Below are 25,754 nucleotides of genomic sequence, written 5' to 3'. Positions count from 1 at the left end.
TACCAAAAAGCTGGTCGGGAGAAATCCGAAGATTCCTCTCAACCAGCTTTCATTTTGGAGACTTATGTCACAGCCTCTTTTGCAATCGTCTAAGCCTTTAGTTTGTGCGGCCAGCCGGTGTCTGATAACGGGCTCTGACTCCATTGATATCAACTCTTTGAATGCCAACGGCACGGTTACGGTAATACATCACACTCTTGGTAGATGGGTTGTGGGCTAATCCCATGGCGTGACCCAATTCATGTTCGGCCACGTGGATCGCGTCGGACCGTGAGTAATCGTATTCCTTAATTAATCTGGCATTTAGAAGTGAGTTGACCGAGACAAAATAATTATCCCGGGCCCAAAATTCGGTTAATCCGACATCGTTACCCATTTTCTTGGATTCACTCTTTGAAGCGATTCCCAAGGTGATCTGGGCCTTGCTGCTTGAACTAGACTTAAATTTGAATGCCCCAGTTGCGTTCCAGGCATCGATGGCAGACCGCCAAATCGACTTGTAATAATCCGATTTAGTGGTAATCACATAGGTCGCATGGTCTTTCGCGAACCGCTGCGCCCCGAACGGTGTGGTTGTTGCCGCCGAAGCAACAATCCCACCGATTTGGCTGACAAAAAGACCCACTGTTACTAACGTCGTTAAAGCTTTACGGTACCATGCACTTCTTGTCATGCAGAATCCCTTCTTCTCTAAGGGAATGTGCCTAACGGCTACCATCGGTCAGTATTATAGCAAGGTCGGGTTTTTTTCCGAAAAAAAACGCTTATTGAAGAATAGTTTCTTCAATAAGCGTTTAATCTCAATAATTTAAGCGTTAAAGGCTTCAGTCAATGGTGGCACAACTTGCTTCTTCCGGGAAACAACACCAGGAAGACTAGCACGGTTGTCAGCCAGCTTCGTGTTAAAGGCCTTTTCAACGACATCCTTAGGTTCACCAGCAACGATGAGTTCGGAGTCACTGTTCAACACGTTAGTTGCTAAGGTAATGAATAAGTCGTAGCCTTCGCTAGCGATTTCGTCTTGCATAGCTTTTTCCAAGCCAGCTTGACGAGAGATCACGTCGTCCAAGTCAACGGTGTTGATTTGGCCAATACGTACGCTGTGACCATTCATGTCAAAGGACTTTGCGTCCCCATCGATTAATTCCTTGTCGCTCTTAGCAGCCAGATTAGTACCAGCCTTAAGCATGGCAATCCCGTAACTTTGAACGTCGACATCAGCAATTTCTGCTAAGGCGCGAACGGCTTCGCGGTCTTTGTCAGTCGTGGTTGGCGATTGTAATAACAAGGTGTCAGAAATGATAGCTGAAAGCATCAGACCTGCTAACTTAGCAGGAATTTCAATCTTAGCTTCGTCGAACATTTCCGTTAAGATCGTGCTGACACAACCCACTGGTTCTGCACGGTAGTACAGAGGGGCATCAGTGTGGAAGTTGGCAATCCGGTGATGGTCAACGACGAAGGTTACTTGAACCTTGTCTAAGTCCGAAACACTTTGTTGCGCTTCGTTGTGGTCGACTAACATCACTTGGTCGACTTCGTTAGAAACCGTCTTAACGACCCGTGGTGCTGGTTCGTCGAAATGGTTCAAGACGTAGTTGGTTTCCATGTTAGGTTCACCTAAGGCAACCGCTTCAACGTCATAACCACGTTGCGTTTGGTAGTAGGCAAAGGCCTTGGCGGCAACAATGGCATCTGTATCAGGATTCTGGTGACCGAAAATTAAGGCTTTACTCATTGAAAAAACTCCTTTAACAAATAGATTTTTAGGTTTACTTGTTACGCAAATGTTTAAGGCGTGAAATATAGTCCTCAGCTTCTAAATACTGATCGAACTGCGCCAGGAAGTGACTGATTCGGGGAATCTCCGCCTTCCCTTTACGGAAGACGAACGCCAAATCAAATCGAATGTTGGGGTCAAAGTGTGCTGTCCACGTTTGGGGCAACGATTCTTGACCAACCATAAACGAGTTGGGTAACGCTGTGGACGCCTGGGTCTGCATCGAGAAATGCAGGAGCTGCGTTGGCGTGGTGAAGTTGGCGACCCCTTTCGGGAAGTCAGCCAGCTGGTTCTTATAGGCCTCGTGAATGGTCTGATTCAGATAGTAACCATCGGGATACATGGCCCAAACCTGATCAGTAGTGTCTTTGAACTTGATTCGCCGTTTCTTAGCGAGTCGTTCATCGTGGTGAATAAACAACAGATCATCGGAAATAATCTTCTTTGACTCGTATGGCTTCCAATTCTTAATAGAATCGTCCGGTAGGTACATAATGGCCAGGTCAATCTTATTGTTTTCCAAGCGTTCCCAGATTTCTTTACGGGTCAGCATGTGAAACGAGATCTTGACGTCCGGATTCTTCTGATAGGACAGAATTGCAAAGTCCTCGAAGACGGCATCTTCCATCGAGGCCAGGAGACCAATGTTGATCTCCCCTTGCGTTGCGCTGGTTGACTGCTGGATCTCATCGGTAGCTTGATTCAGAATCGCATAAATCTTATGCGTGGCGTCAAGCATGGTGTAACCGGCATCTGATAGGCGAAGTTTCTTACCTACCGAATAGAACAACGGGGCGCCCACCGTACGCTCCAACTTCTTAATCTGTTGGGTTAACGCTGGCTGGGTAATGCCCAGAATTTGAGCAGCTTGCGTGTAATTCATGGTTTCGGCAAGCTGTAGAAAATACGTCAGGGTTTTAGAAGAAAAGATGCTCTCTTGTTTCGTCTTCATCCGCGTTTACTCCTTCTGACTGGCGTGGCGTACGACTGGCGAACACTACTTCAGTCTAATGGTTACTATTAAAGTATATAATAGGCTGTTTCCATTGAAAGCGCAACGATTTTCGCTCAGAAACGGCGACTAGGCCTAGTCCAGAACCAATTCTGTTGGTTTGAGACGTAGGGAGATTGGCGTCCCTTCGACGTCGGTATCAACCACGAATGAACCGTTGGAATAACGCCCGCTCAGAGGATGATCGGTTGGCATGACGTCATGGGTTCGTTCCCGACTGGTGATAATTTCCAGTGGCGGATTGCCAGCTGGAATCGTCATGAAGTCCACGACTCGGTGCGGATCGCGCTTGAGTTCGTGGAGTACTAAGACCCCACGACGAGCGCGACTCGTGACGGAAAGCTCCTTCATCGCGAGTCGCTTGAAGGCCCCACGCTGGGTAATCATGGCAATAGTATCCTTATCGGTAACCAGGGCTAAATTAACGACCTGGTCGTCGTCACGGAGATCCATGGAACGAACCCCAGTGGTCCGGGCCCCATTGATGGAAACCTCGTCGATTGGATATCTCAGGGCATAACCATTTTGTGACAGGAGTAAGATTCCGGTCTGATCGTCAGTATCCGTGAGGTATTTGACCTGAACGACGCTGGCTTCGGGATGTTTAAGTTTTTCAAAGACCATGGCCCGGCGCTTGTACGTCCGACCTGGTGTAAGGTCGCTGAAGGCCGTTTGCTTGATGTAGCCATCGCTGGTAGCGATGAGGAAACGGCCGGGCTCTTTGAGCGTCTTAAAGGCAAACGTGGCCACAATCTCCTCGTCGGCAGCTAAGCCGATCGTTTGGGAGATATGTTCCCCGGTTTCCTTCCACTTGACGTCCGAAATCTCGTGAACGGGTCGATAGATGAGGTTCCCTTTGCTGGTAAACATCATCAGATGGTTCAAGGTACTCAACTTCTCCAAGAAAATTGGATAATCTTCGTCCTTCAACCCATTGTCCTCGGGATCAGAAGCCGTGTAAGACCGCACGCCGGAGCGTTTGAGATAACCGTCGTGACTGACCAGAACGATCACGTCCTCGTCGGCCACGGTGACGGTCGTCTTGATCTTGAGATCCTCAATTTCGTCCTGAATCTCGGTCCGTCGAGGGTTGCGGTAAGCCTTGGCGACTTCCTTCAGTTCCTTGCGGAGCACGGCGTTTAACGTCTTCTTTTCCGCCAAGATCTGGTGATCCCGTTCGATGGCGGCCGACAGTCGTTCGGATTCAGCTTCTAACTGGGTCACGTCGGTGTTGGTCAACCGGTAAAGCTGTAAGGCCACGATGGCATCGGCTTGTTTCTCGGAGAAGTCGTAGCTGGTCATCAAGTTGTTCCGGGCATCACGCCGGTCCTTGCTGGCCCGAATGGTCGTGATGACTTGGTCCAGAATGGACAAGGCCTTGATTAGCCCCACCACAATGTGCTGTCGGTCCAAAGCCTTCTGGAGTTCGTACTTGGTCCGTCGCGTAATCACATCGCGTTGGTGTTCCAGGTAGGCACTCAGGATGGTCTTCAAGCCCACGTGTTCTGGTCGCATATGGTTAATGGCAACCATGTTAAAGTTATAGGTAATTTGCAGCTCGGTGTTCTTGAACAGATAGTTCAGAACCCCTTGGGCATCGGCGTCACGTTTCAATTCGATCGCGATCCGCAGACCATCACGGTCGGTTTCATCGCGGACTTCGGCGAGGCCCTCAACCTTCTTGTTCAAGCGAATCTCATCAATCTTCTTGACCAATTGGGCCTTGTTAACTTCATAAGGAATTTCGGTAACCGTGATCTGACTCTTGTTCCCACGTAGGGGTTCAATGACCGTCTTCGAGCGCACGACAATCCGGCCTCGACCGGTCTCATAGGCCTTGACGATGCCGTCTTTTCCTTGGATAATCCCGCCAGTTGGAAAGTCGGGCCCCTGAACAAAGTTCATCAGTTCAGGTAGCGTGGCCTTGGGGTGGCTGAGCAAGTAGATCAAGGCATCCACGACCTCACCCAAGTTGTGCGGTGGAATCTCCGTGGCATAACCTGCAGAAATCCCGGTAGCGCCGTTTACCAGCAGGTTCGGAATCCGAGCAGGTAAAACGGTGGGTTCGTATTCCGTATCATCGAAGTTGAGCACCATTTCCACGGTGTCCTTATCAATGTCGCGGAGCATTTCCCCAGCCAGCTTACTCAGACGGGCTTCGGTATATCGCATAGCGGCAGCGGGATCGCCGTCCATTGACCCGTTGTTCCCGTGCATTTCAATTAAGGGTTCGCGGACCTTCCAGTCCTGACTCATCCGCGTTAACGCCTCGTAGATCGAACTGTCACCATGGGGGTGAAAATTACCCATGACATTTCCGACAGACTTGGCGGACTTACGGAAGCCCTTATCATAGGTGTTACCATCTTTGTTCATGGCGAATAGAATTCGCCGTTGAACGGGTTTTAAGCCATCACGAATATCCGGCAAGGCCCGTTCCTGAATAATGGATTTTGAGTAACGGCCGAAGCGGTCACCCATCACTTCTTCTAACGTTAGTTCTTGAATCTTCTGTCCTTCACTCACGAAATGATGTCTCCTTTCACCGATAATTGGTTTACTTTTCGGGATCGGAGGATTCCAACAGACTCGTGTTGTCTTCCTCTAGCGTGAATTGAACGTTGTTTTCGATCCACTTCCGGCGGGGTTCAACCTTGTCCCCCATTAGGGTCGTCACACGGCGTTCGGCCAGTGCGGCATCGTCAATCTGAACCCGAATCAGAGTTCGATTGTCGGGATCCATGGTGGTTTCCCAAAGTTGTTCGGCGTCCATTTCCCCTAACCCTTTGAAACGTTGGAGGTTGTAGCCGTGGTTGGCAATCTTTTTAGTCTTGGCTGCCAACTCGTCGTTGGTCCAAGCATATTCAATCTGTGATTTCTTGCCGGTCGTCTTGATACGATACAACGGTGGCAAGGCGATGTAGATTCGCCCAGCGTCAATCATTGGTCGCATGTATTTATAGAAGAAGGTGAGCAAGAGAATCTGAATATGCGCCCCATCGTCATCGGCATCGGTCATGATGATAATCTTATCGTAGTTGGCATCTTCAATGTTAAATTCCGCGCCGACCCCAGCCCCAATCGTATAGATCATGGTGCTGATTTCTTCGTTCTTCATGATGTCGGGTAGCTTAGCCTTTTCGGTGTTCAAAACCTTACCTCGAAGGGGCAGGATGGCCTGGAACTTCCGGTTACGGCCCTGTTTAGCCGATCCGCCGGCGGAATCCCCTTCGACCAGGAACAGTTCGTTCTTGGCGGCGTTCTTGGATTGCGCTGGGGTCAACTTACCAGATAAAAGGCGTTCGTGTTTCTTGTGACGCTTACCACTACGGCTCTCGTCACGGGCCTTTCGGGCGGCTTCTCTGGCCTGACGGGCTTGGGTCGACTTACGGATCAACATCTGACCGAAGTCCCCATTTTCCATCAGGTAATACCCGAGTTGTTCGCTGATCACGTTGTCGACAACAGTTCGTGCTTCTGGCGTCCCCAATTTTTCCTTGGTTTGGCCTTCAAATTGTAGGAGATTTTCTGGGATCCGCAGGGAGATGACCGCAGACAAGCCCTCACGAACGTCGGTGCCTTCCAGGTTCTTATCGCGATCCTTGAGCAGGCCCACCTTGCGGGCATATTCGTTGAAGGCCTTGGTCCAGCCACTACGCATACCCACTTCATGACTCCCACCGTCCTTAGTCCGGACGTTGTTGACGAAGGACAGCAGGTTTTCGGTATACCCGTCGTTGTATTGAGCAGCGACTTCAACTTCAATCCCATCCTTCTTGCCATCGAAATACATGATATCTCCAAGGGTATCCTTGTCTTCGTTTAAGTAGCTGACAAATTCCTTGATACCCTCTTCGTAATGGTATTCTTCGGCGCGTTCCTGGCCGGATCGTTCGTCAGTTAAGGTGATTTTGACACCCTTGAGCAGGAAGGCTGATTCCCGCAGTCGTTCTGAGAGCGTATTAAAGTTATAAACAGTCGTTGTAAAAATTTTAGTGTCGGGTTTAAAGGTCAGCGTGGTCCCATTGTGTGCCCGCGTGTTGCCCTTCTTCACCAGGGTCCCTTGGGGGTGGCCACCGTTAGCGAATTTTTCTTCGTAACGGACGCCATCACGAACGATGGTGACGGTGAGTGCACTGGATAAGGCGTTCACAACGGAAGCCCCGACCCCATGCAACCCACCAGAGGTCTTGTAGCCGCCTTGACCAAACTTACCACCGGCATGGAGGACCGTCAGAATAACTTCTGGCGTTGGAATCCCTGAAGCGTGCATGCCGACTGGCATACCTCGCCCATGATCGACAACGGTGATGCTATTGTCCTGGTGGATAGTAACATTGATTTCCTTACCGTAACCGGCCAAAGCCTCATCGACGGCGTTATCAACAATTTCGTAGACCAAGTGATGCAAACCGCGGCCATCAGTTGACCCAATATACATCCCAGGACGTTTACGAACAGCTTCCAATCCCTCCAACACCTGGATGGAGGAATCGTCATATTTTGCTTTTGCTTTCGCCATGCGTAAATCCCCTTTACTTTTACTAGTTTCTTTTCGTTGGTATGCCCCTAGTTTACCACGATACGAACATATGTTCAATGAAGCGAAAGCGTTCGCGCGGCTAGGGGTTTCAGTAACCACATTATCATACCACAGGAAAACAAAGCGTGGCTAGTTTCCCGAGATAATTGGCGTAATGGGTAAAACATGCTAAAATAGTGAACAGCTTATAAACACGATCTCGATCGGATTGGGCTCGTGTTGCGAGGAAGAGCGGAGGAATTACCTGTGAAATTAATTGGTTTATTAATCGTGGCCTACCTTCTGGGGGCCATTCCCAATGGGGTTTGGGTAGGCAAAACATTTTTCCACACCGATATTCGACAGTCAGGTTCGGGAAACATCGGGACCACCAATACCTATCGGGTCCTAGGACCTTATGCCGGGACCATCGTCATGGTGTTAGACATTGCTAAGGGCACCGTCGCCACCTTACTCCCTACCTGGGGTCATGTGACCACGATTCTCGGGACGGCTACCCCCCTCTTATTCGGGTTGATGGCCATCCTGGGCCACACCTTCTCGGTCTTCGACCACTTCAAGGGTGGCAAGGCCGTCGCCACGTCAGCGGGAATGCTACTGGCTTATAACCCCATCATGTTCGTCATCGCGGCCGGCCTGTGGGTCAGCCTGATCTATTGGACCAGCATGGTGAGTCTGGCCAGCATGATTGCCTTCTCGTTGATCACACTGATCTCCCTGGCCTTTCAGGACTGGTACTTAACGGGAATTGCCCTAGTGCTTACGGTGTTTGTCTTTTACCGGCACCGCGCTAATATTGCCCGCATTAAAGCGGGCACCGAATCCCTGGTGCCCTTTGGCCATGGCTATCATAAACGTTCACACTAAGAAGCGAAAAAGCTTCCGACGGCTATTTCTAGTCGTTGGGAGCTTTTGTTTTGTCTAAAAGTAAGTGACTTGGTAGTGCGCAGTGAAGGCCTGGCCGCCTGCGAGGCTTTGCAGACCAACCTTGTCGGTAAATTGACCCGAGGCCTGCACGTCATCGGCCAGTCCCCACCACGGCTCCAGGCAAACGAATGGCGCCTGCTTGGGGTATGGTGACCAAATGCCCAGATACGGTGCGGCGACAGTCAAGGCTACCCCGTGATCGTCGGCAGTTGTGCTCAGCATAACCGTTGTTTCGTGGTTGTCGAGCGTTAGGATTTGCGCATCGTGGTTGAATAATTCGTGATCCAGCGTCAGGGGTTGGGTGAGAGCCAGCGGCACCGGATGCTGACTGTCGCTGGAAGAGCCTACTAAGGGGATGCGCTGGTAGGTCTTCTTAGGCGACACCGTGACCTGATAGTCGGTGAAATCGGCTAACGCCCCACCTAAAGGCACGTTGAAACCGGGATGGGCCCCAATGGAGAAGTATAAGGTGTCTTCCGCGGGGTTCGTTACGGCTAAATCAGTCCGTAACTCGTGGTCCTTCAGTTCAAACGTTAGGGTCAGCGTGAAATCGAAGGGATAAACGTCACGGGTCCGATCGTCACTCGTCTGTTGGAGCACGATGCGCGTGGCCGTTTGGTCCTGAACCGTGAATGGCCGGTCACGAGCAAACCCGTGCTGGGTCATGTGGTAGCTATGATCCTGGAACGTATAGTGATCCTGATTCAACCGACCGACGATTGGAAAGAGAATCGGGGCGTGGCGTCCCCAGTACGCGGCATCGGCCTGCCACATGTACTCGAGACCACTCTCGTTGTCCCGGACACTGCTGACTTCGGCGCCTAACGGATTAATCTTGACCGTTAGGTAGTCATTTTTTAACGTTAACATCGAATCCCTCCCACAATGATAAGAGCTGTCTTTATGATACCGCATTCTACAAAAAGGACCAAGGTCGTCTGCCCTGGTCCTTTACGCTGTGATTAAAGAATGTAACGTGATAAGTCTTTGTTTTGTACGATGTCACCGATCTTGTCGTTGACGTAATTCTCGGTAATCGTGACGTCGCCGGTTCCCATGTCAGGTCCTTCGTAAAGGAGATCTTCGAGGAGCTTTTCCAAAACTGTCTGCAAACGCCGCGCCCCGATGTTTTGGTTCTCGTGGTTGAGTTCAAAGGCGAGTTCGGCAATCCGTTCGATGGCTTCCATGGTGAAGGTCACCTTGACGTTGTCGGTACCAATCAAGGCAATGTATTGCTTGATCAGTGCGTTGTTGGGCTCCGTTAGGATTCGGACAAAGTCATCCTTGCTGAGGTCATTCAATTCCACTCGGATTGGGAAACGACCCTGCAGTTCGGCAATGAGGTCGCTAGGCTTAGACTCGGCAAAGGCTCCGGCAGCGATGAAGAGAATGTGGTCGGTGTCGATGGTCCCATACTTGGTCTTAACCTGCGTCCCTTCGACGATTGGCAAGATGTCGCGTTGAACCCCTTCACGGGAAACGTCACCGCTGTTTTGGCTACTGCCCTTGGCAATCTTGTCGATTTCATCGAGGAAGATAATCCCGGTGTTTTCGGCCCGTTGAATGGCGTCGTGATTGATGTCGGCGTTGTTGACCAGCTTTTCGGATTCTTCACTGACCAGAATTTCACGAGCTTCAGCCACTGTGACCGTCCGCTTGATTTGCTTCTTGGGCATGATAGCACCGAGGGTGTCGTTGAGGTCGATGCCCATTTGACCCAACATGTTGTTATCGGTGGCATTGGCCTGTTGCGGGTCAGCCATTTCGATTTCAACCTGGTGGTTTTCGAGGAGGCCTTGGTTCAGTTGTTCAGCCAATGACAGGCGTTCGTTTCGCAAGTCGTCACTGACCTCTTCTTGTTCACTTGGGGCCGTTGGCGTCTGGCCGTTTTGCATTTGACTAAACATGTTCATCATGTTGGCGAAGTCGTTGTTATTCTTGTTAGCCTTCTTCTTGGCGGGTGCCAGGAGTTTGACTAATCGCTTGTTGGCTGCCTGAACCGCGTCGTTACGGACCTTCTTGAATTGATCCTGCTTCTCCATGCTAACGGAGACTTCGACGAGGTCTCTGACCATGGACTCGACGTCTCGGCCGACGTAACCGACTTCGGTGAACTTGCTGGCTTCGACCTTGGTAAATGGCGCATGAACAATCTTGGCTAAGCGCCGGGCAATTTCAGTTTTCCCAACCCCAGTAGGCCCGATCATAAGCATGTTTTTAGGTGAAATTTCTTCTTGCATGGCGGCATCGAGCTGCATGCGCCGGTACCGGTTGCGTAAGGCAATGGCAATGGCTTTCTTGGCTTCATCTTGACCGATGACGTATTGGTCAAGTAGGGCCACAATCTCTTTTGGTGTTTTATTAATAGCGTCCACGGTGAGGCCTCCCTTTATAATTCTTCAGAAATGACGTTTTCGTTGGTAAAGATATCGATTCCGCCGGCGATATGAATGGCACTCTCGGCAATTTCCTTGGCGCTCATGTCGGTGGCATGGTGATGCAACGCCGTGGCAGCGGCTAAGGCAAAGTTACCACCGGAACCGATGGCTAGAATGTCATCGTCGGGGGCAATGACTTCACCGGAACCGGACACTAGAAGCATCTCGTCTTTGTCCATGACGATTAACAAGGCTTCCAACTTCTGTAAGGCTTGGTCGGAACGCCACTGCTTGGCGAGTTCTACGGCGGCCCGCTGTAAATTACCGCTGTATTCGTTGAGTTGACCTTCGAATTTTTCTTCTAGGTTGAAGGCGTCGGCAACACTGCCGGCAAAACCGACAACGACTTGGTTGTTGTAGATGCGGCGAATCTTATGGGCGGTCCCCTTCATGATGACCTTTTCGCCCATGGTAACTTGGCCATCGCCGGCCATGGCGTTATGGCCATTGTGCCGAACCGCGCAGATGGTAGTGGCTTCAAATTTTACTGGCATAGTTGATAATCTCCTTATTTGGTTGATGGTGACTGGTGATCCGCTGTGGCGCGTGGAAAGAACTGACGGTAATCCCGTTGGAGGTGTTCTCGCGTCACGTGGGTATAAATCTGAGTGGTTGAGAGGCTACTGTGGCCCAGAAGCTCCTGAACGGAACGAAGATCCGCCCCGTGATTCAGGAGATGGGTGGCAAATGTATGCCGCAACATGTGGGGATGAATCTCCCCCGTCAACGTGCTACGTTTGAACATTTGATTCAGGAGGTACGTGACCCCCGCTGACGTGAGTTGTTCACCATGGGCATTGACGAAGACGAAGTCATGCTGATGATGAAATTGCGTCATCAAGGGTGTCCGGGCAGCCTCGAAGTAAGTTTTCAGAGCATCGCTGGCGTAATGGCCAAACGGCACGTAGCGTTCCTTGTTTCCTTTCCCGTGAATCAACATGAGGCGGTTGTCGAAGTCGATGTCGCCCATGGTTAAGTTCACACACTCACTAACCCGAATTCCGGTGCCGTAGAGCACTTCGAGGACTGCGGAATCACGTGTCGCGAGTTGCGCGTTGGGGTTGGCCCCCGCCGCGGCGAAAAGCGCCGTCATCTCGCGCTCATAGAAGAACCGTGGGAGATGATTCTGATGCCGTTTGAGTTGAATGTAGGCAAAGGGGTCATCGGCAACCTGACCATTACTCACCAGAAAATTATAGAAGGAACGTAGCGAGGAAAGCTTGCGACCGATGGTTGTCCGCGCGTAGTGTTGGTCGTAGAGATGACTCAGATAGACCTCCACGTCGAGCTGATCAACCTTATCCCAAGGTTTGGTCCCGCCAGTCTCTTTCAGAAAAGTGGTGAACTCCGTCAGATCCTCCCGATAGGCCTTGACCGTTTCAGGTGAATACTGGCGTTCGCCGCTCAGGTAACTCATGAATTGTTCAATCGCTGTTGCCACGGCGCTCACCTCCTATTTCTTTACGAGTTAATGCTAGCAAACACGCTCTAAAAACTCAACTAACTCATCAAAAAGGCTGTGGGTGGGCTTGATAGACTGGTCGCCGTTATGGCGTGGTGAATGATAACGACTGGTGTTCAGAGACTATGTTTATGATAACGGCAAACATGTCCTTTAGCGACTTGATGTGCTTAAACGTGATTGAAGCCGTGATTATCGTCCTTTTTGCTTGCTGACGATAAAATAGTTGTTGACAGAATTGATAAACATTTGTAAAGTAGATGCAATTGGAGGGATGAGACATGAACTTAGTTGATCTGACAGTAACTGAAATTAAACAGGGCTGGCATGAAACGGCTGAAGCCTATATTTGTAATACTTGTGAGGCGACGTTTGCCAAGGACCAAGTCTTTCCGGAAGATGATAAATTCTATCCGGCAGCCACGATGATTCAACGGCACCTGGCGGCTAGTCACCCCAATGCCGTGGTTGACCTGATTCGAACTGATAACAAATACAATACACTGACCGCCCGGCAGCGTGACCTTCTATTGGCATTTGCCCAGGGCCATAAGGATGCAACTATTGCTGAGAAAATGGGTGTGGCGGCGGCCACCGTGCGGCATCAAAAGTTTACCTTCCGCGAGAAGGCCAAGCAGGCCAAACTTTATTTGGCTATTTATGAACAGGTTTTCAATCAGCCAGCGCCGGTCGAGCAACTCGTCACGTTCCCTGAACAGCCCGGAAAAAAGGATGCGCGTTTCACCATGACGACCGCCGAGTACGACGAGCTGGTCACGAAGTACTTTACGTCCATCAACCCTTTGACATTAACGCGGTGGCCTAGACACCAAAAAGCCATCTTAGCGATCTTGACGCGGGTCAGTCAGACCTTGCCCATGACCCAGCATCTGACGGAAGTGGAGCTTACAGCCAAGTTGAAGCCGATCTATGCTGACTTCCCCTTACTGCGTCGCTACTTAGTTGATTATGGGTTCCTGAAGCGGACGGCGAGTGGTAGTGAATATTGGCGGAACCTTGATGATAAGGAGCAACAAATGAATCGCAAAGAAATCATTCAAAACTATAAGGCGGCACCGACCTACTACGGTGTGATCCAGATCAAGAATAACCAGAACGGCAAGACCTTCATTGACGTCGCCCGGAACATTCACAATCGCTGGGGTTATTATCAAACCAACCTCAACGAGAATTTCTACCACGATACGGCCTTACAGGCAGATTGGAATGCCCTCGGGGCGGACGCCTTTACCTACAGCGTTCTCTGGAAGGCCGATACCGCCGACGTCGATAATCTCCGGCAGACCATGAAGGATCTCAAGGCCAAGTGGCTGGAGAAGTGTCAGCCAGCCTACAATTAAGCAACCAGAAAGGGTTTCACATGGCAAATTTAAACACGCACAGCACCCCGATCAACCTGGCCACTTGGTCACGACGGGAATACTTTTATTACTTTACCAAGATGATGCCAACGGGATTCACCCTCACCGTTGATCTCGATGTCACGGCTACCAAAGAATGGCTTGCGGCCCGTGACTACAAGTTCAATGCGGCCTATCTCTACCTGGTCTCGAAGGTCATTGCCCAGACACCAGAATTTAGGGTGTCGCGGGACGATGCTGGGCAATTGAAACGCTACGAAGTTCTTCACCCGTCTTACTCGGTGATGCATGCAGATGACCACAGTATTTCTAGCCTGTGGACGGCCTACGATCCCGACTTCAAACAATTCCATCGCAACTATCTGGCTGATTTGGCTGAATACGGTGATCAGCGGACACCGATGCCTAAGGCTCCTCAGAGTGCGAATACCTATATGATCGGCAGCATTCCCTGGACGCACTTTACCAGCTACACGCCCCTGCCCTTCACCCCGTTAAACACGTTCTTCCCAGTCATCCAGGCGGGAAAGTTTGAACAGAAAGCCAAGCGTTGGCAAATGCCCCTGTCCTTGACGATTCATCATGCGGTTGCGGATGGCTATCACGTGAGTCAATTCCTGGAACGGCTCCAGTTAGCCTTTGCCCATCCTGAGATTTGGTTGGCCAGTTAGCGCTTATTTTAGAAACGACAGCCCGAATAGGTCTGTCGTTTTTTTGATGCCGCCAACAGACAGTCTTAACGATACCGTTGGGGATGTACCATTATTTGATTGAAACGATTTTTCCCAAAATAGTGCGAAAAAAATGAGTGTTTTTACGTTAGTAATAAGTGAAGGGGCAAAAAAAGCGTTGACCCCCGAGAGGTCAACGCCAATGAAACGAAATTGAGATTTAATGGTGAGAACTTACTTCTGTGGCGCTTCTTCGTAGTCACCGTTAGGACAAACAATCTGCGAGCCGCCACGAATCTTCTTGGCAACCAGGTAGTGACCATCCTTAGGACAATCACGACCAACGGGCTTGTCCCATGAGACAAAGTCACAGTCCGGATAACGTGAACAACCGTAGAAAATCCGGTTCTTCTTGGACTTACGTTCGATGACTTGACCCTTGTGACAAACGGGACAGATGACGCCGATTTCCTTAACGATCGCCTTGGTATTCCGGCAATCTGGGAAACGTGAACAAGCGTAGAACTTCCCGTAACGCCCCATCTTGATGACCATTGGGGCCCCACAGATGTCACAGTCGAAGCCGGCTGGTTCGTCTCTGATTTGGATCTTTTCGATCGCATCTTCGGCGTGTGCCACTTCGGTTGAGAATGGCTTGTAGAAGGTGTCAATAACCTTGACCCAATCCTGCTTGCCTTCTTCAATTCCATCCAATTGCTCTTCCAGACCGGCCGTGAATCCAACGTCCACGATGTCCGGGAAGTACTGGTTGATGATGGTATTGACGATATCTCCGAGCTCAGTCGGTTCGAAACGCCGACCGACTAATTTAACGTAGTAACGCCGTTGAATGGTATCCAACGTTGGGGCATAGGTTGATGGCCGACCGACCCCGTTTTCTTCCAAAGCCTTGATCAAGTTGGCTTCGGAATAACGTGCAGGTGGCTGGGTAAAGTGTTGTGCCGGATCGGTCTTGGCTAAGGTCACGTGATCGCCAATTTCGAGATCAGGGAGGAGATTATCCTTTTCTTTACCACCCTTGTAAATCTTCAAGAACCCTTCGAACTTCATCTTGGAACCATTGGCTCTGAAGGTTACGCCGTTTTGGTCCAACGTAACAGCCATGGTGTCCATGATCGCGTTCGTCATTTGACTGGCAACGAATCGGTTCCAGATCAATTGGTAGAGCCGGAATTGGTCCTTGGTCAGACGTTCTTTCAGGCTAGCCGGTGTCCGGAAGACGGACGTTGGCCGGATAGCTTCATGGGCATCCTGAGCCCCTTCAGGCAACTTTCCCTTGATTGGCTTGGTCGCGGCAAATTCTGCGCCGTACTTTTCATGAATAAACGTTGAGGCTTCGTGCTTAGCAATGCTGGAAATCCGAGTGGAGTCGGTCCGCATATAGGTAATGAGCCCTTGCGTTCCTTCCTTACCCAGGTTGATCCCTTCATAAAGCTGTTGAGCGGCCATCATAGTCTTTCGCGTCCGGAAGTTTAACTTCCGGTTAGCATCTTGTTGCATGGAACTGGTGGTAAATGGTGGCTGTGGGGAACGTTTCCGTTCCTTACGTACGACGTTGGTAATGTCGAAGTCACCCTTGCGATCCAGCTTACCCAAGACGGCTTGAACGGCGTCATTGTCCTTCAAGTCAGCCTTCTTACCGTTTAAGCCATAGTAGCTGGCGCTGAAGGTGTGGCGAGCTTTCTTGAAGTCGGCGTCGATCGTCCAGTATTCTTCAGGTTTGAACGCCTTAATTTCATTTTCACGAGCGATAATCAGGGACAGTGCGATCGATTGCACACGACCGGCACTCAGACCCTTCTTAACCTTTTTCCACAACAGAGGTGAGATAGAGTATCCCACTAACCGGTCTAAGATCCGGCGGGCCTGTTGGGCGTTGACCAGGTCCATATCGATGGACCGTGGTGTCTTGAAGGCTTCCTTGACGGCGTCCTTCGTGATTTCGTTAAAGGTGACCCGGTTCTTAGCGGTCACATCCAAGTTAAGGACGTGGGCTAAATGCCAAGCGATGGATTCCCCTTCACGGTCAGGGTCAGATGCGAGATAGACGGCTTTGGCCTTCTTAGCTTCCGAACGTAGGCCCTTGATCACATCACCCTTCCCCCGAATGGAGATGTAGTGTGGGTCATAGTCGTTATCGAAGTCGATCCCCATGGAACTCTTAGGCAGATCCCGGACGTGTCCCAAGCTGGGAACGACCTTGTAGGTCCGACCTAAATACTTCTCAATGGTCTTGGCTTTCGCTGGTGATTCTACAATCACTAATTTTTTTTGTGGCTTTCGCCGTTTCTTAGCTGTCGTTTTAGTTTTTGCTTTAGTCGGCAATGCACATTACTCCCTCGAATAATAGGCAACGAAGCCCCGCTGGGCGGGAATCCCCGTTCCTATCGACTTGTTTTAACTGCGAAACAAAAGTTCGCTAAATATTTCACTATAATCCCACACATGATATTTCAAGTCAGGGTAGCTTGTCAACTAAAAGTTCTTCCATTATATGTTCAGAATTCAAGATTGGTTTTGCTCCGGCGAGAATTAATTCATTGGTGCCGACCGAGTTTGGTCCGTCGATTGTCCCGGGAACCGCAAGGACGTTTCGGTTCTCCTGAAGTGCAAAATTAGCCGTGATCAGACTCCCCGAATGGTGAGCCGCCTCGACCACGAGAACACTCTGTGAGAGACCGGCGATGATCCGGTTGCGTTCCGGAAAGTGATGTCGGGCACCACTTGTTCCCCAGGGATATTCGGAGAGCACGAGTTGTTGGTGGGCCAAGGTCTCCATGAGGTCACGGTTGGCGGCGGGATAACATTTATCTAGTCCGGTCCCAATGACCGCTACCGTGTGTCCCCGATGGGCCAAGGCGACCTGGTGACTGAGCGTATCGACGCCCTGCGCCAGACCGGAAACGATACAAATATGGGCCTCGACTACGGCCGGTAGTAATAGGCGCATGGCTGTTAAGGCGTACTTGGTCGGGTGTCGTGAGCCCACGACCGCCAGCTGGGGTCCCTGGAGAATTCGGAGGTCACCTTGAAAGAATAAGGCCACCGGTGGCGTATAGATTTCTTTAAGCTGCGGTGGATAGGCTTGGTCGACAATGGTGAGACACCCACTGTGGGTGAGATTTTCGGTTATTTGTTGGTTCATGGCGTGGCTGAACAATTCCAGATGAAGTTGCTTGAGTCGCTCGGCGGGTAATGATAGCTCGACACCTAATTGGTCGAGAGTGGCAGTGGTGATGGCTTGAATCTGGGGATGAGCCATTAACCAGTGCCAGCAGGCCACACAAGTCTTGGGACCGATGCCGGTAACTAAGGGTAAGCGCATGAAAAAATCACGAAGTGTCAGTTGCATGTCGCAACCTCCTGTCCTCTTTAGGACTAACTCCGTGATTCATTGGCGATTATTTTCTGAACGGGTGAAAAAGTTCGGCGGTGAATTGGAGTGACACCCCGATCGGCCAAGCCGTTCAGGTGTTTGGCGGTCCCGTAACCGGCATTTTTGGCAAAGCCGTAGCCGGGGTAAAGGCGATCGTAGGCTGCCATTAAATGGTCCCGGTAGACCTTAGCGACGATACTAGCCGCCGCAACGCTGGCACTCTTGGCGTCCCCTTTGATTAGCCGGGTCTGCGGAAGATCCACCGGAATCTGCATGGCGTCGACGATCAAATGGTCTGGGGCCACGCCGAGTCCGAGAACGGCTCGTTGCATGGCCACCCGCGTTGCCTGATAAATATTAATCTGATCGATGAGTTGCGGGCTCCCAATCCCAATGCTAACGGCCGTGGCCTGGGCCAGAATCTTTGGGTACAGGGCTTCGCGTTCCTTGGGTGTGAGTTGTTTGGAATCATTCACCAAAGGAATATCAAAGTCGCTGGGCAGGATAACTGCCCCAGTCACGACTGGCCCGGCCAAGGGACCCCGACCGACTTCATCGACGCCGGCAACCTGTTGACCAGCTGCCCAGAATGGTCTTTCGTAGTGGAGGCGATGTTGAAAGGCTTCCTCAGCGGCCTCACGACGCGCAAGCTGACGTTTAAGCTTGGTCAGGAGTTGCTGGGCCCCTTTACGGGGATCGACGGCTAGCGCCTCCAGACGGGGGTCTGAAGCCGACGTTACATCGGTCAACTGTTGGCGGAGTTCGGCTAGGCTAACGGGCTTAGTCCTCATGGTCCTCACCCGCTTGGGGTGCGCGGTCCCAGGTGAACCCACCCATCTTAGAACGGCGAGCGTCAAAGATGAGGCGTTCGCTGGCCCGTTCGTAATCTTCACGCATGCCGAGTTTGGCGGTGATTTGCATTAACAGATCAACGTCAGACAGGTCGAAGTCTTCGTCTGCCAAATGATACCGTTCCTGTAGCGCAGCCTGATGATATTGCCGGAAGAATTTCAACTCAAATAAGGCAACGTCATCCTTGGCATAGAGCTTTTCCTTGATGGCTCCGGTCAACGCAAGCTTCAACGCCACGTCCTGATCCTTGAACTTAGGCCAGAGGATTCCGGGTGTGTCTAATAATTCTAGGTGCTTGCTGGATCGCAACCATTGTTGCCCTTTTGTCACGCCAGGGGTATCCCCGACCTGAGCGGCCTTGCGGCTCACTAGATGGTTCAATAACGTGGACTTCCCCACGTTAGGCACCCCAACGGTCATGGCACGCATTGGCCGTTCCTTCAGACCCTTTTCTTTTTCAGCCGCGAGCTTGTCGGCCAGAATGCTGGCCGCAATCTTGGTGATTTGCTTAGGGGTCACGTTGGCCCTGGAATCAATCGAAATGGCTGGCAGGTTCTGTGATTGGTAATAACGCATCCAAGCGGCGGTCTGTTGCGGGTCTGCCAAGTCCTTCTTGGTTAAAATGATTAGATGTGGCTTGTCCTTTGCGATCCGGGTAACCTCGGGGTTACGGGATGAAGCAGGAATGCGGGCGTCGACTAATTCGAAGATAATATCCACGAGGTGGACGTTTTCTTCCATTTGACGAATTGCCTTGGCCATATGGCCTGGGAACCATTGAATGGTACTCATAGTGTTCTCTCCTTTGATGTAGCAACGTTTGTAGCTTGTCAAGATTCGTATTCTAGAAAAGGTGCCCAAAGATGGCCATATGTCCAGGGCGGTTTGGACACCAGAAGTTTTGTAAACTATGCTAGTTATTTTAGTAAAAAGATGATTACTTCTGTTCGAAAGTCTAATTCAAAATGGTCGGTTGCTCTTTCGTGGAAAATCACATGATTATTCTAGGAACTACTTGTGTTTCCAACAATCTATCAAGATATGGGATCAGATTAAACCCAGTTTGCACTTTTATGAAGATTAAGATCATAAAAAAGGTAGAACGGAATTTAATCAGCGTTTCCATTCTACCATTTTATGAACGATTTAAGATAGTCCGTGTTTCAATCGATGCTTAAATGTCCTCTCCGCACCTACTTTATCTGAATGTCATTCGTTTTGAAGTTGTGTTCCACTGTTTTAAAGCTACCAATGGCAGCTGAACAACCGTCAGATTGTTGCAGGTTGCTTCGGTCAAGGACCTCATAATAACTATGCTGGTTAAAAATTCATTCAGGGGTTCTCCGTATGCTGACTTGAATCACAGCCAGTTCCTGTTGCGATTACCAGTTGAAAGGTAATTCATGTTAGCCGATCGACCATAATCCATAATCGGTATTGGTCGATTTCGATTATAGTAATCGGAAATCTTGGCAATTTGTTATCGACTGTGTTTAGAGAAAATTACAACGATTAATGAACGAAATGTGGGTGTGGGTGATTAGCCCCATTTTGCGTAGGTAAATTGTAGTCAGATAAATCAGAGCATCATTAGTCTGATTTATCTGTGTATGAATTATTTTTACCATACTGATGGCATAGGACCACCACCGGCACTGCCTGTTCCCACTCGTGCATCAAAATCTTTTTTTAATTGTGATTTGGCTTGAGTCTTATTATTCTTAGGCTTTGAATTGTTGTCGTTATTGATTGTCTTAGCCTTCTTCGCTGATTTAACCTTCAAATCAGACTTCTTAACCCAGCCAGCCGCCTTATGCTTTGACGTGGTCACATAGTAGTATACAACCTTCTTTTTGCCAACCCGGTATACCTTGGTTTGCTTCGTGCGTTTCCAAGTTGATTTAGTATAGTTCTTCAGGTAATGATTGGCTTTCAAAGTTAGTTTCTTTGAACTACCTTTGAATTTATAAGTCTTACCTTTCTTGTTTCGCACCTTATACTTGGTATGTTTAACTTTTACAATTTTGGTGCGCCGATACTTGGTGCTTGCATCAGCTGTGGTTGCTGGTGCTAAGCTACCACCGAGCATCAACATTGCCGCAAACGCGGCAATGTTGATGCTCGTTTTTTTCATTTTAAAAAACTCCCTTCATAGTAATTAGAGATACTGACAGTTTGTCATTGACTGTGTTTAGAAACACTTACAATGAGTACATGAGTGAAATGGATGTGGGTCGGAATTAGCCCCCAATGTGTAGCGATCCGCGTAGGCAAATCACTAGCCTAAAAAGTCTACCTTTTGGCCGATTGTTTAACTTGTATGACAGCTGTTGTGGCTAAGATATGAAGTTAAAATAAGTTGGCTGAGTCTACTTGTATGAACTGATTGATTTTTATAGAAAATACCCACTTGAAAATGGCAATAGCTCACCTTCAGCATCTGTATTATCACCATCGCGAACAAGTTGGTAATACTGATTACGTTGCTTTTTAGTCAATGTACGATACCACGTATCAAAATCAGCATACGTATACTTGATCGCTTTATGTGTTTTGATAGGTTTCATATCCGTTAACTTGACCCAGCCACCCGTATGCTTCTTCTTTGTAATTGGTTTCATATAGTAATAAACTATCCAATTACCCTTATGCTTGATTAAGGTGCTATTGGTTCGAATCCATTTGGTCTTTTTATAATTCTTCAAGTAATGGTTAGTCTTCAACTTAATATTTTTAGCCTTGTCAGTCATCTTAAAAATACGACCATTTTTATTCTTAACCTTATATTTGTCGTGTGCCAATGGCGTCTTAAATGTTCGACTGTAGCCGGTCTTCTTAGCTGCCGAAGCTGTCACATTCTATACAGCCGTGTTGCCCAACATCGTGAAGGCCGTCAGGGTGGCTACTAAAATACGATTCAATTTTTTCATTCTAAAAACTTCCTTTTGGCCGACTGCTTAAATTACAGTAGACTTATTTAAAAAACATAGACAAATAAACAGTTTGAGAAGGGTTTCCTAATGCATCAAGAGCTGCGCCATCAGTACTGTGTGCATATTGGTTGCGACCCTTTTTATTGAAGGTTCGATACCAGGTGTCAAAATCAGCCTCCGTATGCTTAGTTGCCTTATAAGTCTTCACAGGCTTCATATCCGTTAACTTAACCCAGCCACCAGCATGTTTCTTCTTGGTAATTGGAATCATATAATAGTAGACCATCCAACTACCCTTATGCTTGATTTGGGTAATCTTGGTTCGAGTCCATTTGTTCTTCTTATAATTCTTCAAATAATGATTGGTCTTCAACTTTACATTTTTAGTTGTTCCAGTCATCTTATAGGTTTTACCTTTGGTATTTTTGACCCGATATTTGGCATGGTTCCATGTGCTTACTTTTCTAATCCGACTATACCCAGTCTTCTTGGCAGCAGATGCCGTCACACTCGGAACAACGGTGCCACCCATCGTAGTAAAGACCATGGCAGTGGCTACTAAAATACGACTCATTTTTTTCATTTTGAAAGCTCCTTTGGTTTTGACACGCTACAGGCTTAAAGACCGATTTCTTAACTTGTATAACAGCTGTTGTGGCTGAAATATGAAGTTGATAAATTGGTTGAGTTTACTTGTTTTAACTGAACAAGACATATTGTAACCACCCTGCGTATGATGATAATTCATGTTCGGCATCCGTGTTATCGCCATCGCGAACAAGTTGATAATACTGATTACGTTGCTTCGTACTTAACCCCCGATACCATGTGTCAAAATCTGCCATAACATATTTACTTGCTTTATGCGTTTTGACTGGTTTCATATCCGTTAATTTGACCCAGCCGCCAGCATGCTTTTTCTTAGTAATCGGTGTCATGTAATAGTAAAGCATCCAATTACCCTTATGCTTGATTAATGTACTCTTCGTTCGAGTCCATTTGGTCTTTTTATAATTCTTCAAATAATGATTGGTCTTCAACTTGATATTCTTAGCCTTACCAGTCATTTTGTAAGTCCGACCCTTGGTATTCTTAACCTTATACTTAGTATGTGCCAATGAGGTCTTTCCGATCCGACTGTAACCAGTCTTTTTGGTAGCAGCCGCAGTGACACTCGGCACAACCGTGCCGCCCAACATGGTGAAGGCCATCATTGTGGCCACTAAAATACGATTTACTTTTTTCATTTTAAGAACTCCCTTGATTTGCTGTTTTTACACGAATTAACACGGGGTTGCGAACTTACTCCACTGGCTGGTCGTTAGTGACCGACCAAATTTTGAAGCTGGACACTAACTATGAGCTATCCCAGATAAGCATCTGAATCACTCCCCTAACCCTTCAAACGACGATGACCATAGTCGAATAAGACCACTTGAAAACTAGGCACACCGGTCACGGTGTTATACCGTTTTGAAATCGTTGTCGTTTCAGTTGGCACGTAAATAACTTTTCGGTATTCCCGCCTGGATCTATTTGATCTGAATGCCATCCGTCTTGAAGTTGTGTTCCGTTGTTTTGAAGCTACCGACAGGTTCAATCGAGGAATTATCATCTGTGTCTAATTTACTAATATTGATGTTCCCCTTAGAGTCATACTTAAGTTCAGTCAACCGTACATTGTAGATTTCAGGCTTGGCATCCTCGTCATCCTTATCGATCACGGTGTAGAGGGTATCAACCTCTAAGAGTTGCGTACCGCTGAGATCAGCATCGCTGTTGATGGTAACATCTTCTTCGAAGCCGTTATCATCATTATCAGTATATGGGATGAGATACATGGCCTTGAAACTATTGGCGTAATTTCCAAACTCATCATCGGCCGAGTATTCCTTGTCAATCAAGGCATCGCTAAGTTTTTGAACGGCTTTGACATTCTTGAACTTAGTCAATGGTTTAAGACCATGCACCTTTACCGTGAAGTAGTGTTTTCCTGTATAGGTCTTGCCATCGTTGTTGAAGAAGTCTACAGGGGCTTGAATCTTCACCTTATCCCCGTTGGAAAGGTGACCATTGTTGGTAACTGTCAAGTCATTTGCGTCCTTCCAGTCAGCACCCTGACTCTTGATCACCGTTTGACCACGACCGTTAAAGCCAGTGAAGGACACCTTCAGCTCCTTGAAAACAGAACTCGTAGCGATGGTCTTGATCTTATCCAGGCCTTTTACCTTGAAGGTTTTACTTTCCGGCTTAATGGGATTGGACTTGTCATTGCTCGTGTCAACCTTCAGAGTCACCGTGTCACCATTACTGAGATCACCAGATTTAGAGGCGGTCACTGAGGTTTCTTTATACCATTGGCTAATCTTGGCGAGCTTCTCGCTATCTCCGGATGACAGTCCAGTTTCATCGTCCTGCCAGTTCTCAATATCATCGGGTCTAGCTGTGAGCTTATTGGCCCAGTAGTCACCGAGCTTGACGCGCTTGACCATGGTTTTCATGATGATATCTGCGGAATCGAAGGTGACGTTACCGGAACCATTGTAGCCGGTAAAACGGACATTTGACGCGTTGTGACTGAAAACACTAATCTTGCGGTGATTCCAGAAGTACGCCCCACCAAAAATTAAAATTAAGATTACGGCGACGATACCAACGCGGGTCCAGGTTTTCTTTGAAACTTGTTTTAGGGCATCCATATTGACCTCTCCTATATGTGGTTTGATTTGGCTAGCTAAAATAAAAGCCCAGAACCTTGGACGCCGAAAATAAGCTACTGATCGTAGCCATTCGGCGTCTGATAAAGTTCTAGACTAATAAAGTGGAAGTCATTACTTCCGGGTGTTGAATGCCGTAAAGACATTAGCCGCAGCGGAAATCGCCGACATCTTATTCGTTGACTGGCTAACGGCAAGATTTTCTTGTTGCAGAGACAATTGGTCGTTCTGGAAGTCTTGTGTTTCGGCAACGTTAAAGGCTTCCTGCAACGAGGTTGCCCGGTTTTCGTTAATCAAATGAATCAAACGATCGATTGTCCAAAAGCTGTAGAACTTGTCAGGAAAGTCAGCTTTACCGTCGATATAGGCTTGCTCTGACATGGCTTGGGTGACCTTTTCATTGGCCTGTTCGACAACCTGTGCGGCTGCTTTCTTCTTCTGGAAATAGAGAATGACGGCGTAGATCAGAGCACCCCACCAGGCAAATATTCCAATTAATCCAATGATATCCCCAAGAATCTTGGCAACCATACCGACCACAATGGGGGTCAGGAAAAATCCCCCAACAGCGATCCAGATTGTTTGTCGTTTGAGCGACTTGGTCTTAGCCTCGAAGGCCTGTTTGGCCTCATAGGCGTCGTGGCGCGCATCTTGAACGCCGGCAGTTAAATCACGTTTTGCAAATAAGTAAGTTAAAATTTCTTCTTTTGTCATGATGTCATCTTCTTATCTTTTTATGTGAGACTAATCTTCGAGGGTATATGTCAAACCTGCGGCTACTGCACCCGAACCAGATCCAGAGGTGACCTTGAATGATTTGTGATCATCAGCCAGCTTGGCGTTAATCGCGGTACTATCGAGGTTGAAATTCAGGTCCTTACCATCAATCTTGTAAGTTCCTGTGGCCCCCTTCTTCCCATCCTGGTATTCAACGACCTTATTATCACGGGTGAATTTCAATGTATCTTTCGACTTGATAAATAAAACGGTGACCTCTGTAGAATAATTGCCGTTTAACTTTTTAGGCTTTAGTGCAATAACACCAACCACAATGACAATAAGTGCGATTACAATTCCAATGATCCATGCAGGCTTAACACCTGACAGCTTTGACTTCATCCTCACCACTCCAATTTCGTTATTATAATTTCAGAATACAAGGATAACCTATACTTTATACAGATTATACTAGCAAATATAGGACAAAGTATCAATATCAACAGGCATAAGTATGGGTATAATATGTATTTATGATTGATTTATCTGGTAAAAGTGAGGAGATTGCCCGCTAGACTGTCCAATTGACGAAAATTTAAGGCACTGGTAAAAATCGTTTCCAGTGTGGCAGTCAACTTGGGTCAAAATAAAAAGCCTATCCGCAGATAGACTTTAGTCGTTGCCATTTAATTTCATGAAGCTTAAGCCAGTGATGCCAAGTAGAGTTGCCAGGCATCATCAAAAATAGTCATGGATGGCAGGTATGGCGCATTTTCTTCTAAATATTTGGACAAGGGGTCAAATTCAGTCTCTTGTTTAGGAAAGGCGCTATCCAGAAAAGCATTGTTCGCAAAATTAGCGAGCGGCTCAAAACTCTCTGGGTTACGTTGCGTCATGAGAAATTGATAAAACGTCTTAGGCAT

At 48.4% G+C, this 25,754-nt stretch carries 24 protein-coding genes; 3 read left to right on the top strand and 21 right to left on the bottom strand.

Annotation, left to right across the window (positions count from 1 at the left end; all coding sequences use genetic code 11):
- Positions 1 to 97: 97 nt before the first annotated feature.
- The 5 genes from EKM70_RS04965 to parE form a co-directional block, all read right to left on the bottom strand.
- Positions 98 to 673: a matrixin family metalloprotease gene (locus EKM70_RS04965; protein ID WP_125545822.1), complete on the bottom strand. Its 576-nt coding sequence runs from the start codon at positions 671 to 673 to the stop codon at positions 98 to 100.
- A gap of 135 nt (positions 674 to 808) precedes the next feature.
- Positions 809 to 1,738: a manganese-dependent inorganic pyrophosphatase gene (locus EKM70_RS04960; protein ID WP_057878403.1), complete on the bottom strand. Its 930-nt coding sequence runs from the start codon at positions 1,736 to 1,738 to the stop codon at positions 809 to 811.
- 34 nt (positions 1,739 to 1,772) lie between these two features.
- Positions 1,773 to 2,732, bottom strand: a complete 960-nt coding sequence (locus tag EKM70_RS04955) for a LysR family transcriptional regulator (RefSeq protein ID WP_125545820.1) — start codon at positions 2,730 to 2,732, stop codon at positions 1,773 to 1,775.
- Between the two features lie 135 nt (positions 2,733 to 2,867).
- Positions 2,868 to 5,273: a DNA topoisomerase IV subunit A gene (gene parC, locus EKM70_RS04950; protein ID WP_404819857.1), complete on the bottom strand. Its 2,406-nt coding sequence runs from the start codon at positions 5,271 to 5,273 to the stop codon at positions 2,868 to 2,870.
- A gap of 76 nt (positions 5,274 to 5,349) precedes the next feature.
- Positions 5,350 to 7,314 carry a DNA topoisomerase IV subunit B gene (gene parE, locus EKM70_RS04945; protein WP_057878404.1) on the bottom strand — a complete coding sequence of 655 codons (1,965 nt, stop codon included), beginning with the start codon at positions 7,312 to 7,314 and terminating at the stop codon, positions 5,350 to 5,352.
- 267 nt (positions 7,315 to 7,581) lie between these two features.
- Between parE and plsY the strand changes: the two genes are divergently transcribed.
- Positions 7,582 to 8,202, top strand: coding sequence for a glycerol-3-phosphate 1-O-acyltransferase PlsY (gene plsY / locus EKM70_RS04940; protein WP_125545816.1), 621 nt, complete (start codon positions 7,582 to 7,584; stop codon positions 8,200 to 8,202).
- A 54-nt stretch (positions 8,203 to 8,256) separates the two neighbouring features.
- Here plsY and EKM70_RS04935 read toward each other — a convergent pair whose 3' ends face one another.
- The 4 genes from EKM70_RS04935 to xerC form a co-directional block, all read right to left on the bottom strand.
- Positions 8,257 to 9,132: an aldose 1-epimerase family protein gene (locus EKM70_RS04935; protein WP_125545814.1), complete on the bottom strand. Its 876-nt coding sequence runs from the start codon at positions 9,130 to 9,132 to the stop codon at positions 8,257 to 8,259.
- Between the two features lie 92 nt (positions 9,133 to 9,224).
- Positions 9,225 to 10,637 (bottom strand): ATP-dependent protease ATPase subunit HslU, encoded by a 1,413-nt coding sequence (gene hslU / locus EKM70_RS04930; protein ID WP_125545812.1) that lies wholly within the window; start codon positions 10,635 to 10,637, stop codon positions 9,225 to 9,227.
- A 14-nt stretch (positions 10,638 to 10,651) separates the two neighbouring features.
- Positions 10,652 to 11,194 (bottom strand): HslVU peptidase proteolytic subunit, encoded by a 543-nt coding sequence (hslV, locus tag EKM70_RS04925; RefSeq protein WP_057732546.1) that lies wholly within the window; start codon positions 11,192 to 11,194, stop codon positions 10,652 to 10,654.
- Positions 11,195 to 11,208: 14 nt separating this feature from the next.
- The gene (xerC, locus tag EKM70_RS04920; RefSeq protein ID WP_125545810.1) at positions 11,209 to 12,141 is read right to left on the bottom strand and encodes a tyrosine recombinase XerC; all 933 of its coding nucleotides are present in this window, start codon (positions 12,139 to 12,141) and stop codon (positions 11,209 to 11,211) included.
- A 302-nt stretch (positions 12,142 to 12,443) separates the two neighbouring features.
- Here xerC and EKM70_RS04915 point away from each other — a divergent pair, with 302 nt between their 5' ends.
- Positions 12,444 to 13,523 carry a DUF2087 domain-containing protein gene (locus EKM70_RS04915; RefSeq protein ID WP_225416381.1) on the top strand — a complete coding sequence of 360 codons (1,080 nt, stop codon included), beginning with the start codon at positions 12,444 to 12,446 and terminating at the stop codon, positions 13,521 to 13,523.
- Between the two features lie 20 nt (positions 13,524 to 13,543).
- Positions 13,544 to 14,215, top strand: a complete 672-nt coding sequence (locus tag EKM70_RS04905) for a chloramphenicol acetyltransferase (RefSeq protein WP_125545808.1) — start codon at positions 13,544 to 13,546, stop codon at positions 14,213 to 14,215.
- A 234-nt stretch (positions 14,216 to 14,449) separates the two neighbouring features.
- Here the strand turns inward: EKM70_RS04905 and topA are convergent, their stop codons facing one another.
- The 12 genes from topA to EKM70_RS04845 form a co-directional block, all read right to left on the bottom strand.
- Positions 14,450 to 16,561: a type I DNA topoisomerase gene (gene topA, locus EKM70_RS04900; protein ID WP_125545806.1), complete on the bottom strand. Its 2,112-nt coding sequence runs from the start codon at positions 16,559 to 16,561 to the stop codon at positions 14,450 to 14,452.
- A 133-nt stretch (positions 16,562 to 16,694) separates the two neighbouring features.
- Positions 16,695 to 17,588 carry a DNA-processing protein DprA gene (gene dprA, locus EKM70_RS04895; protein WP_125545804.1) on the bottom strand — a complete coding sequence of 298 codons (894 nt, stop codon included), beginning with the start codon at positions 17,586 to 17,588 and terminating at the stop codon, positions 16,695 to 16,697.
- 26 nt (positions 17,589 to 17,614) lie between these two features.
- Positions 17,615 to 18,403: a ribonuclease HII gene (locus tag EKM70_RS04890; protein ID WP_125545802.1), complete on the bottom strand. Its 789-nt coding sequence runs from the start codon at positions 18,401 to 18,403 to the stop codon at positions 17,615 to 17,617.
- Positions 18,393 to 19,256 (bottom strand): ribosome biogenesis GTPase YlqF, encoded by an 864-nt coding sequence (gene ylqF, locus EKM70_RS04885; RefSeq protein WP_125545800.1) that lies wholly within the window; start codon positions 19,254 to 19,256, stop codon positions 18,393 to 18,395. The genes EKM70_RS04890 and ylqF overlap by 11 nt, the downstream gene beginning before the upstream one ends.
- A gap of 829 nt (positions 19,257 to 20,085) precedes the next feature.
- Complete coding sequence (locus EKM70_RS04880) at positions 20,086 to 20,598, bottom strand: hypothetical protein (RefSeq protein ID WP_125545798.1); 513 nt, start codon at positions 20,596 to 20,598, stop codon at positions 20,086 to 20,088.
- 259 nt (positions 20,599 to 20,857) lie between these two features.
- Positions 20,858 to 21,265 (bottom strand): hypothetical protein, encoded by a 408-nt coding sequence (locus EKM70_RS04875; RefSeq protein WP_225416380.1) that lies wholly within the window; start codon positions 21,263 to 21,265, stop codon positions 20,858 to 20,860.
- 172 nt (positions 21,266 to 21,437) lie between these two features.
- On the bottom strand, positions 21,438 to 21,980 hold the full coding sequence (locus EKM70_RS04870; protein ID WP_125545794.1) for a hypothetical protein: 543 nt from the start codon (positions 21,978 to 21,980) through the stop codon (positions 21,438 to 21,440).
- A 115-nt stretch (positions 21,981 to 22,095) separates the two neighbouring features.
- The gene (locus EKM70_RS04865; RefSeq protein WP_125545792.1) at positions 22,096 to 22,644 is read right to left on the bottom strand and encodes a hypothetical protein; all 549 of its coding nucleotides are present in this window, start codon (positions 22,642 to 22,644) and stop codon (positions 22,096 to 22,098) included.
- Positions 22,645 to 22,929: 285 nt separating this feature from the next.
- The gene (locus EKM70_RS04860; protein WP_125545790.1) at positions 22,930 to 24,096 is read right to left on the bottom strand and encodes a hypothetical protein; all 1,167 of its coding nucleotides are present in this window, start codon (positions 24,094 to 24,096) and stop codon (positions 22,930 to 22,932) included.
- Between the two features lie 132 nt (positions 24,097 to 24,228).
- Entirely contained in the window at positions 24,229 to 24,828 is a 600-nt protein-coding gene (locus tag EKM70_RS04855; protein WP_125545787.1) for a hypothetical protein, read from the bottom strand.
- A gap of 30 nt (positions 24,829 to 24,858) precedes the next feature.
- Positions 24,859 to 25,233, bottom strand: a complete 375-nt coding sequence (locus EKM70_RS04850) for a hypothetical protein (protein WP_125545785.1) — start codon at positions 25,231 to 25,233, stop codon at positions 24,859 to 24,861.
- A 299-nt stretch (positions 25,234 to 25,532) separates the two neighbouring features.
- On the bottom strand, positions 25,533 to 25,754 hold the full coding sequence (locus EKM70_RS04845) for a YozE family protein (protein ID WP_125545783.1): 222 nt from the start codon (positions 25,752 to 25,754) through the stop codon (positions 25,533 to 25,535).

This window comes from Levilactobacillus lindianensis (genome assembly GCF_003946095.1).
Classification (GTDB): domain Bacteria; phylum Bacillota; class Bacilli; order Lactobacillales; family Lactobacillaceae; genus Levilactobacillus; species Levilactobacillus lindianensis.
The sequence above is the reverse complement of the archived record's forward strand: the minus strand, read 5'-3'. Positions and strand labels throughout refer to the sequence as shown.

Bases quoted from the DNA above. Each gene is read 5' to 3' on its own strand.
- EKM70_RS04965 (WP_125545822.1), bottom strand. From the start codon at position 673: ATGACAAGAAGTGCATGGTACCGTAAAGCTTTAACGACGTTAGTAACA.
- EKM70_RS04960 (WP_057878403.1), bottom strand. From the start codon at position 1,738: ATGAGTAAAGCCTTAATTTTCGGTCACCAGAATCCTGATACAGATGCC.
- EKM70_RS04955 (WP_125545820.1), bottom strand. From the start codon at position 2,732: ATGAAGACGAAACAAGAGAGCATCTTTTCTTCTAAAACCCTGACGTAT.
- parC (WP_404819857.1), bottom strand. From the start codon at position 5,273: ATGGGTGACCGCTTCGGCCGTTACTCAAAATCCATTATTCAGGAACGG.
- parE (WP_057878404.1), bottom strand. From the start codon at position 7,314: ATGGCGAAAGCAAAAGCAAAATATGACGATTCCTCCATCCAGGTGTTG.
- EKM70_RS04935 (WP_125545814.1), bottom strand. From the start codon at position 9,132: ATGTTAACGTTAAAAAATGACTACCTAACGGTCAAGATTAATCCGTTA.
- hslV (WP_057732546.1), bottom strand. From the start codon at position 11,194: ATGCCAGTAAAATTTGAAGCCACTACCATCTGCGCGGTTCGGCACAAT.
- EKM70_RS04915 (WP_225416381.1), top strand. From the start codon at position 12,444: ATGAACTTAGTTGATCTGACAGTAACTGAAATTAAACAGGGCTGGCAT.
- EKM70_RS04905 (WP_125545808.1), top strand. From the start codon at position 13,544: ATGGCAAATTTAAACACGCACAGCACCCCGATCAACCTGGCCACTTGG.
- dprA (WP_125545804.1), bottom strand. From the start codon at position 17,588: ATGCAACTGACACTTCGTGATTTTTTCATGCGCTTACCCTTAGTTACC.
- EKM70_RS04890 (WP_125545802.1), bottom strand. From the start codon at position 18,403: ATGAGGACTAAGCCCGTTAGCCTAGCCGAACTCCGCCAACAGTTGACC.
- ylqF (WP_125545800.1), bottom strand. From the start codon at position 19,256: ATGAGTACCATTCAATGGTTCCCAGGCCATATGGCCAAGGCAATTCGT.
- EKM70_RS04880 (WP_125545798.1), bottom strand. From the start codon at position 20,598: ATGAAAAAAACGAGCATCAACATTGCCGCGTTTGCGGCAATGTTGATG.
- EKM70_RS04870 (WP_125545794.1), bottom strand. From the start codon at position 21,980: ATGAAAAAAATGAGTCGTATTTTAGTAGCCACTGCCATGGTCTTTACT.
- EKM70_RS04865 (WP_125545792.1), bottom strand. From the start codon at position 22,644: ATGAAAAAAGTAAATCGTATTTTAGTGGCCACAATGATGGCCTTCACC.
- EKM70_RS04860 (WP_125545790.1), bottom strand. From the start codon at position 24,096: ATGGATGCCCTAAAACAAGTTTCAAAGAAAACCTGGACCCGCGTTGGT.
- EKM70_RS04855 (WP_125545787.1), bottom strand. From the start codon at position 24,828: ATGACAAAAGAAGAAATTTTAACTTACTTATTTGCAAAACGTGATTTA.
- EKM70_RS04850 (WP_125545785.1), bottom strand. From the start codon at position 25,233: ATGAAGTCAAAGCTGTCAGGTGTTAAGCCTGCATGGATCATTGGAATT.
- EKM70_RS04845 (WP_125545783.1), bottom strand. From the start codon at position 25,754: ATGCCTAAGACGTTTTATCAATTTCTCATGACGCAACGTAACCCAGAG.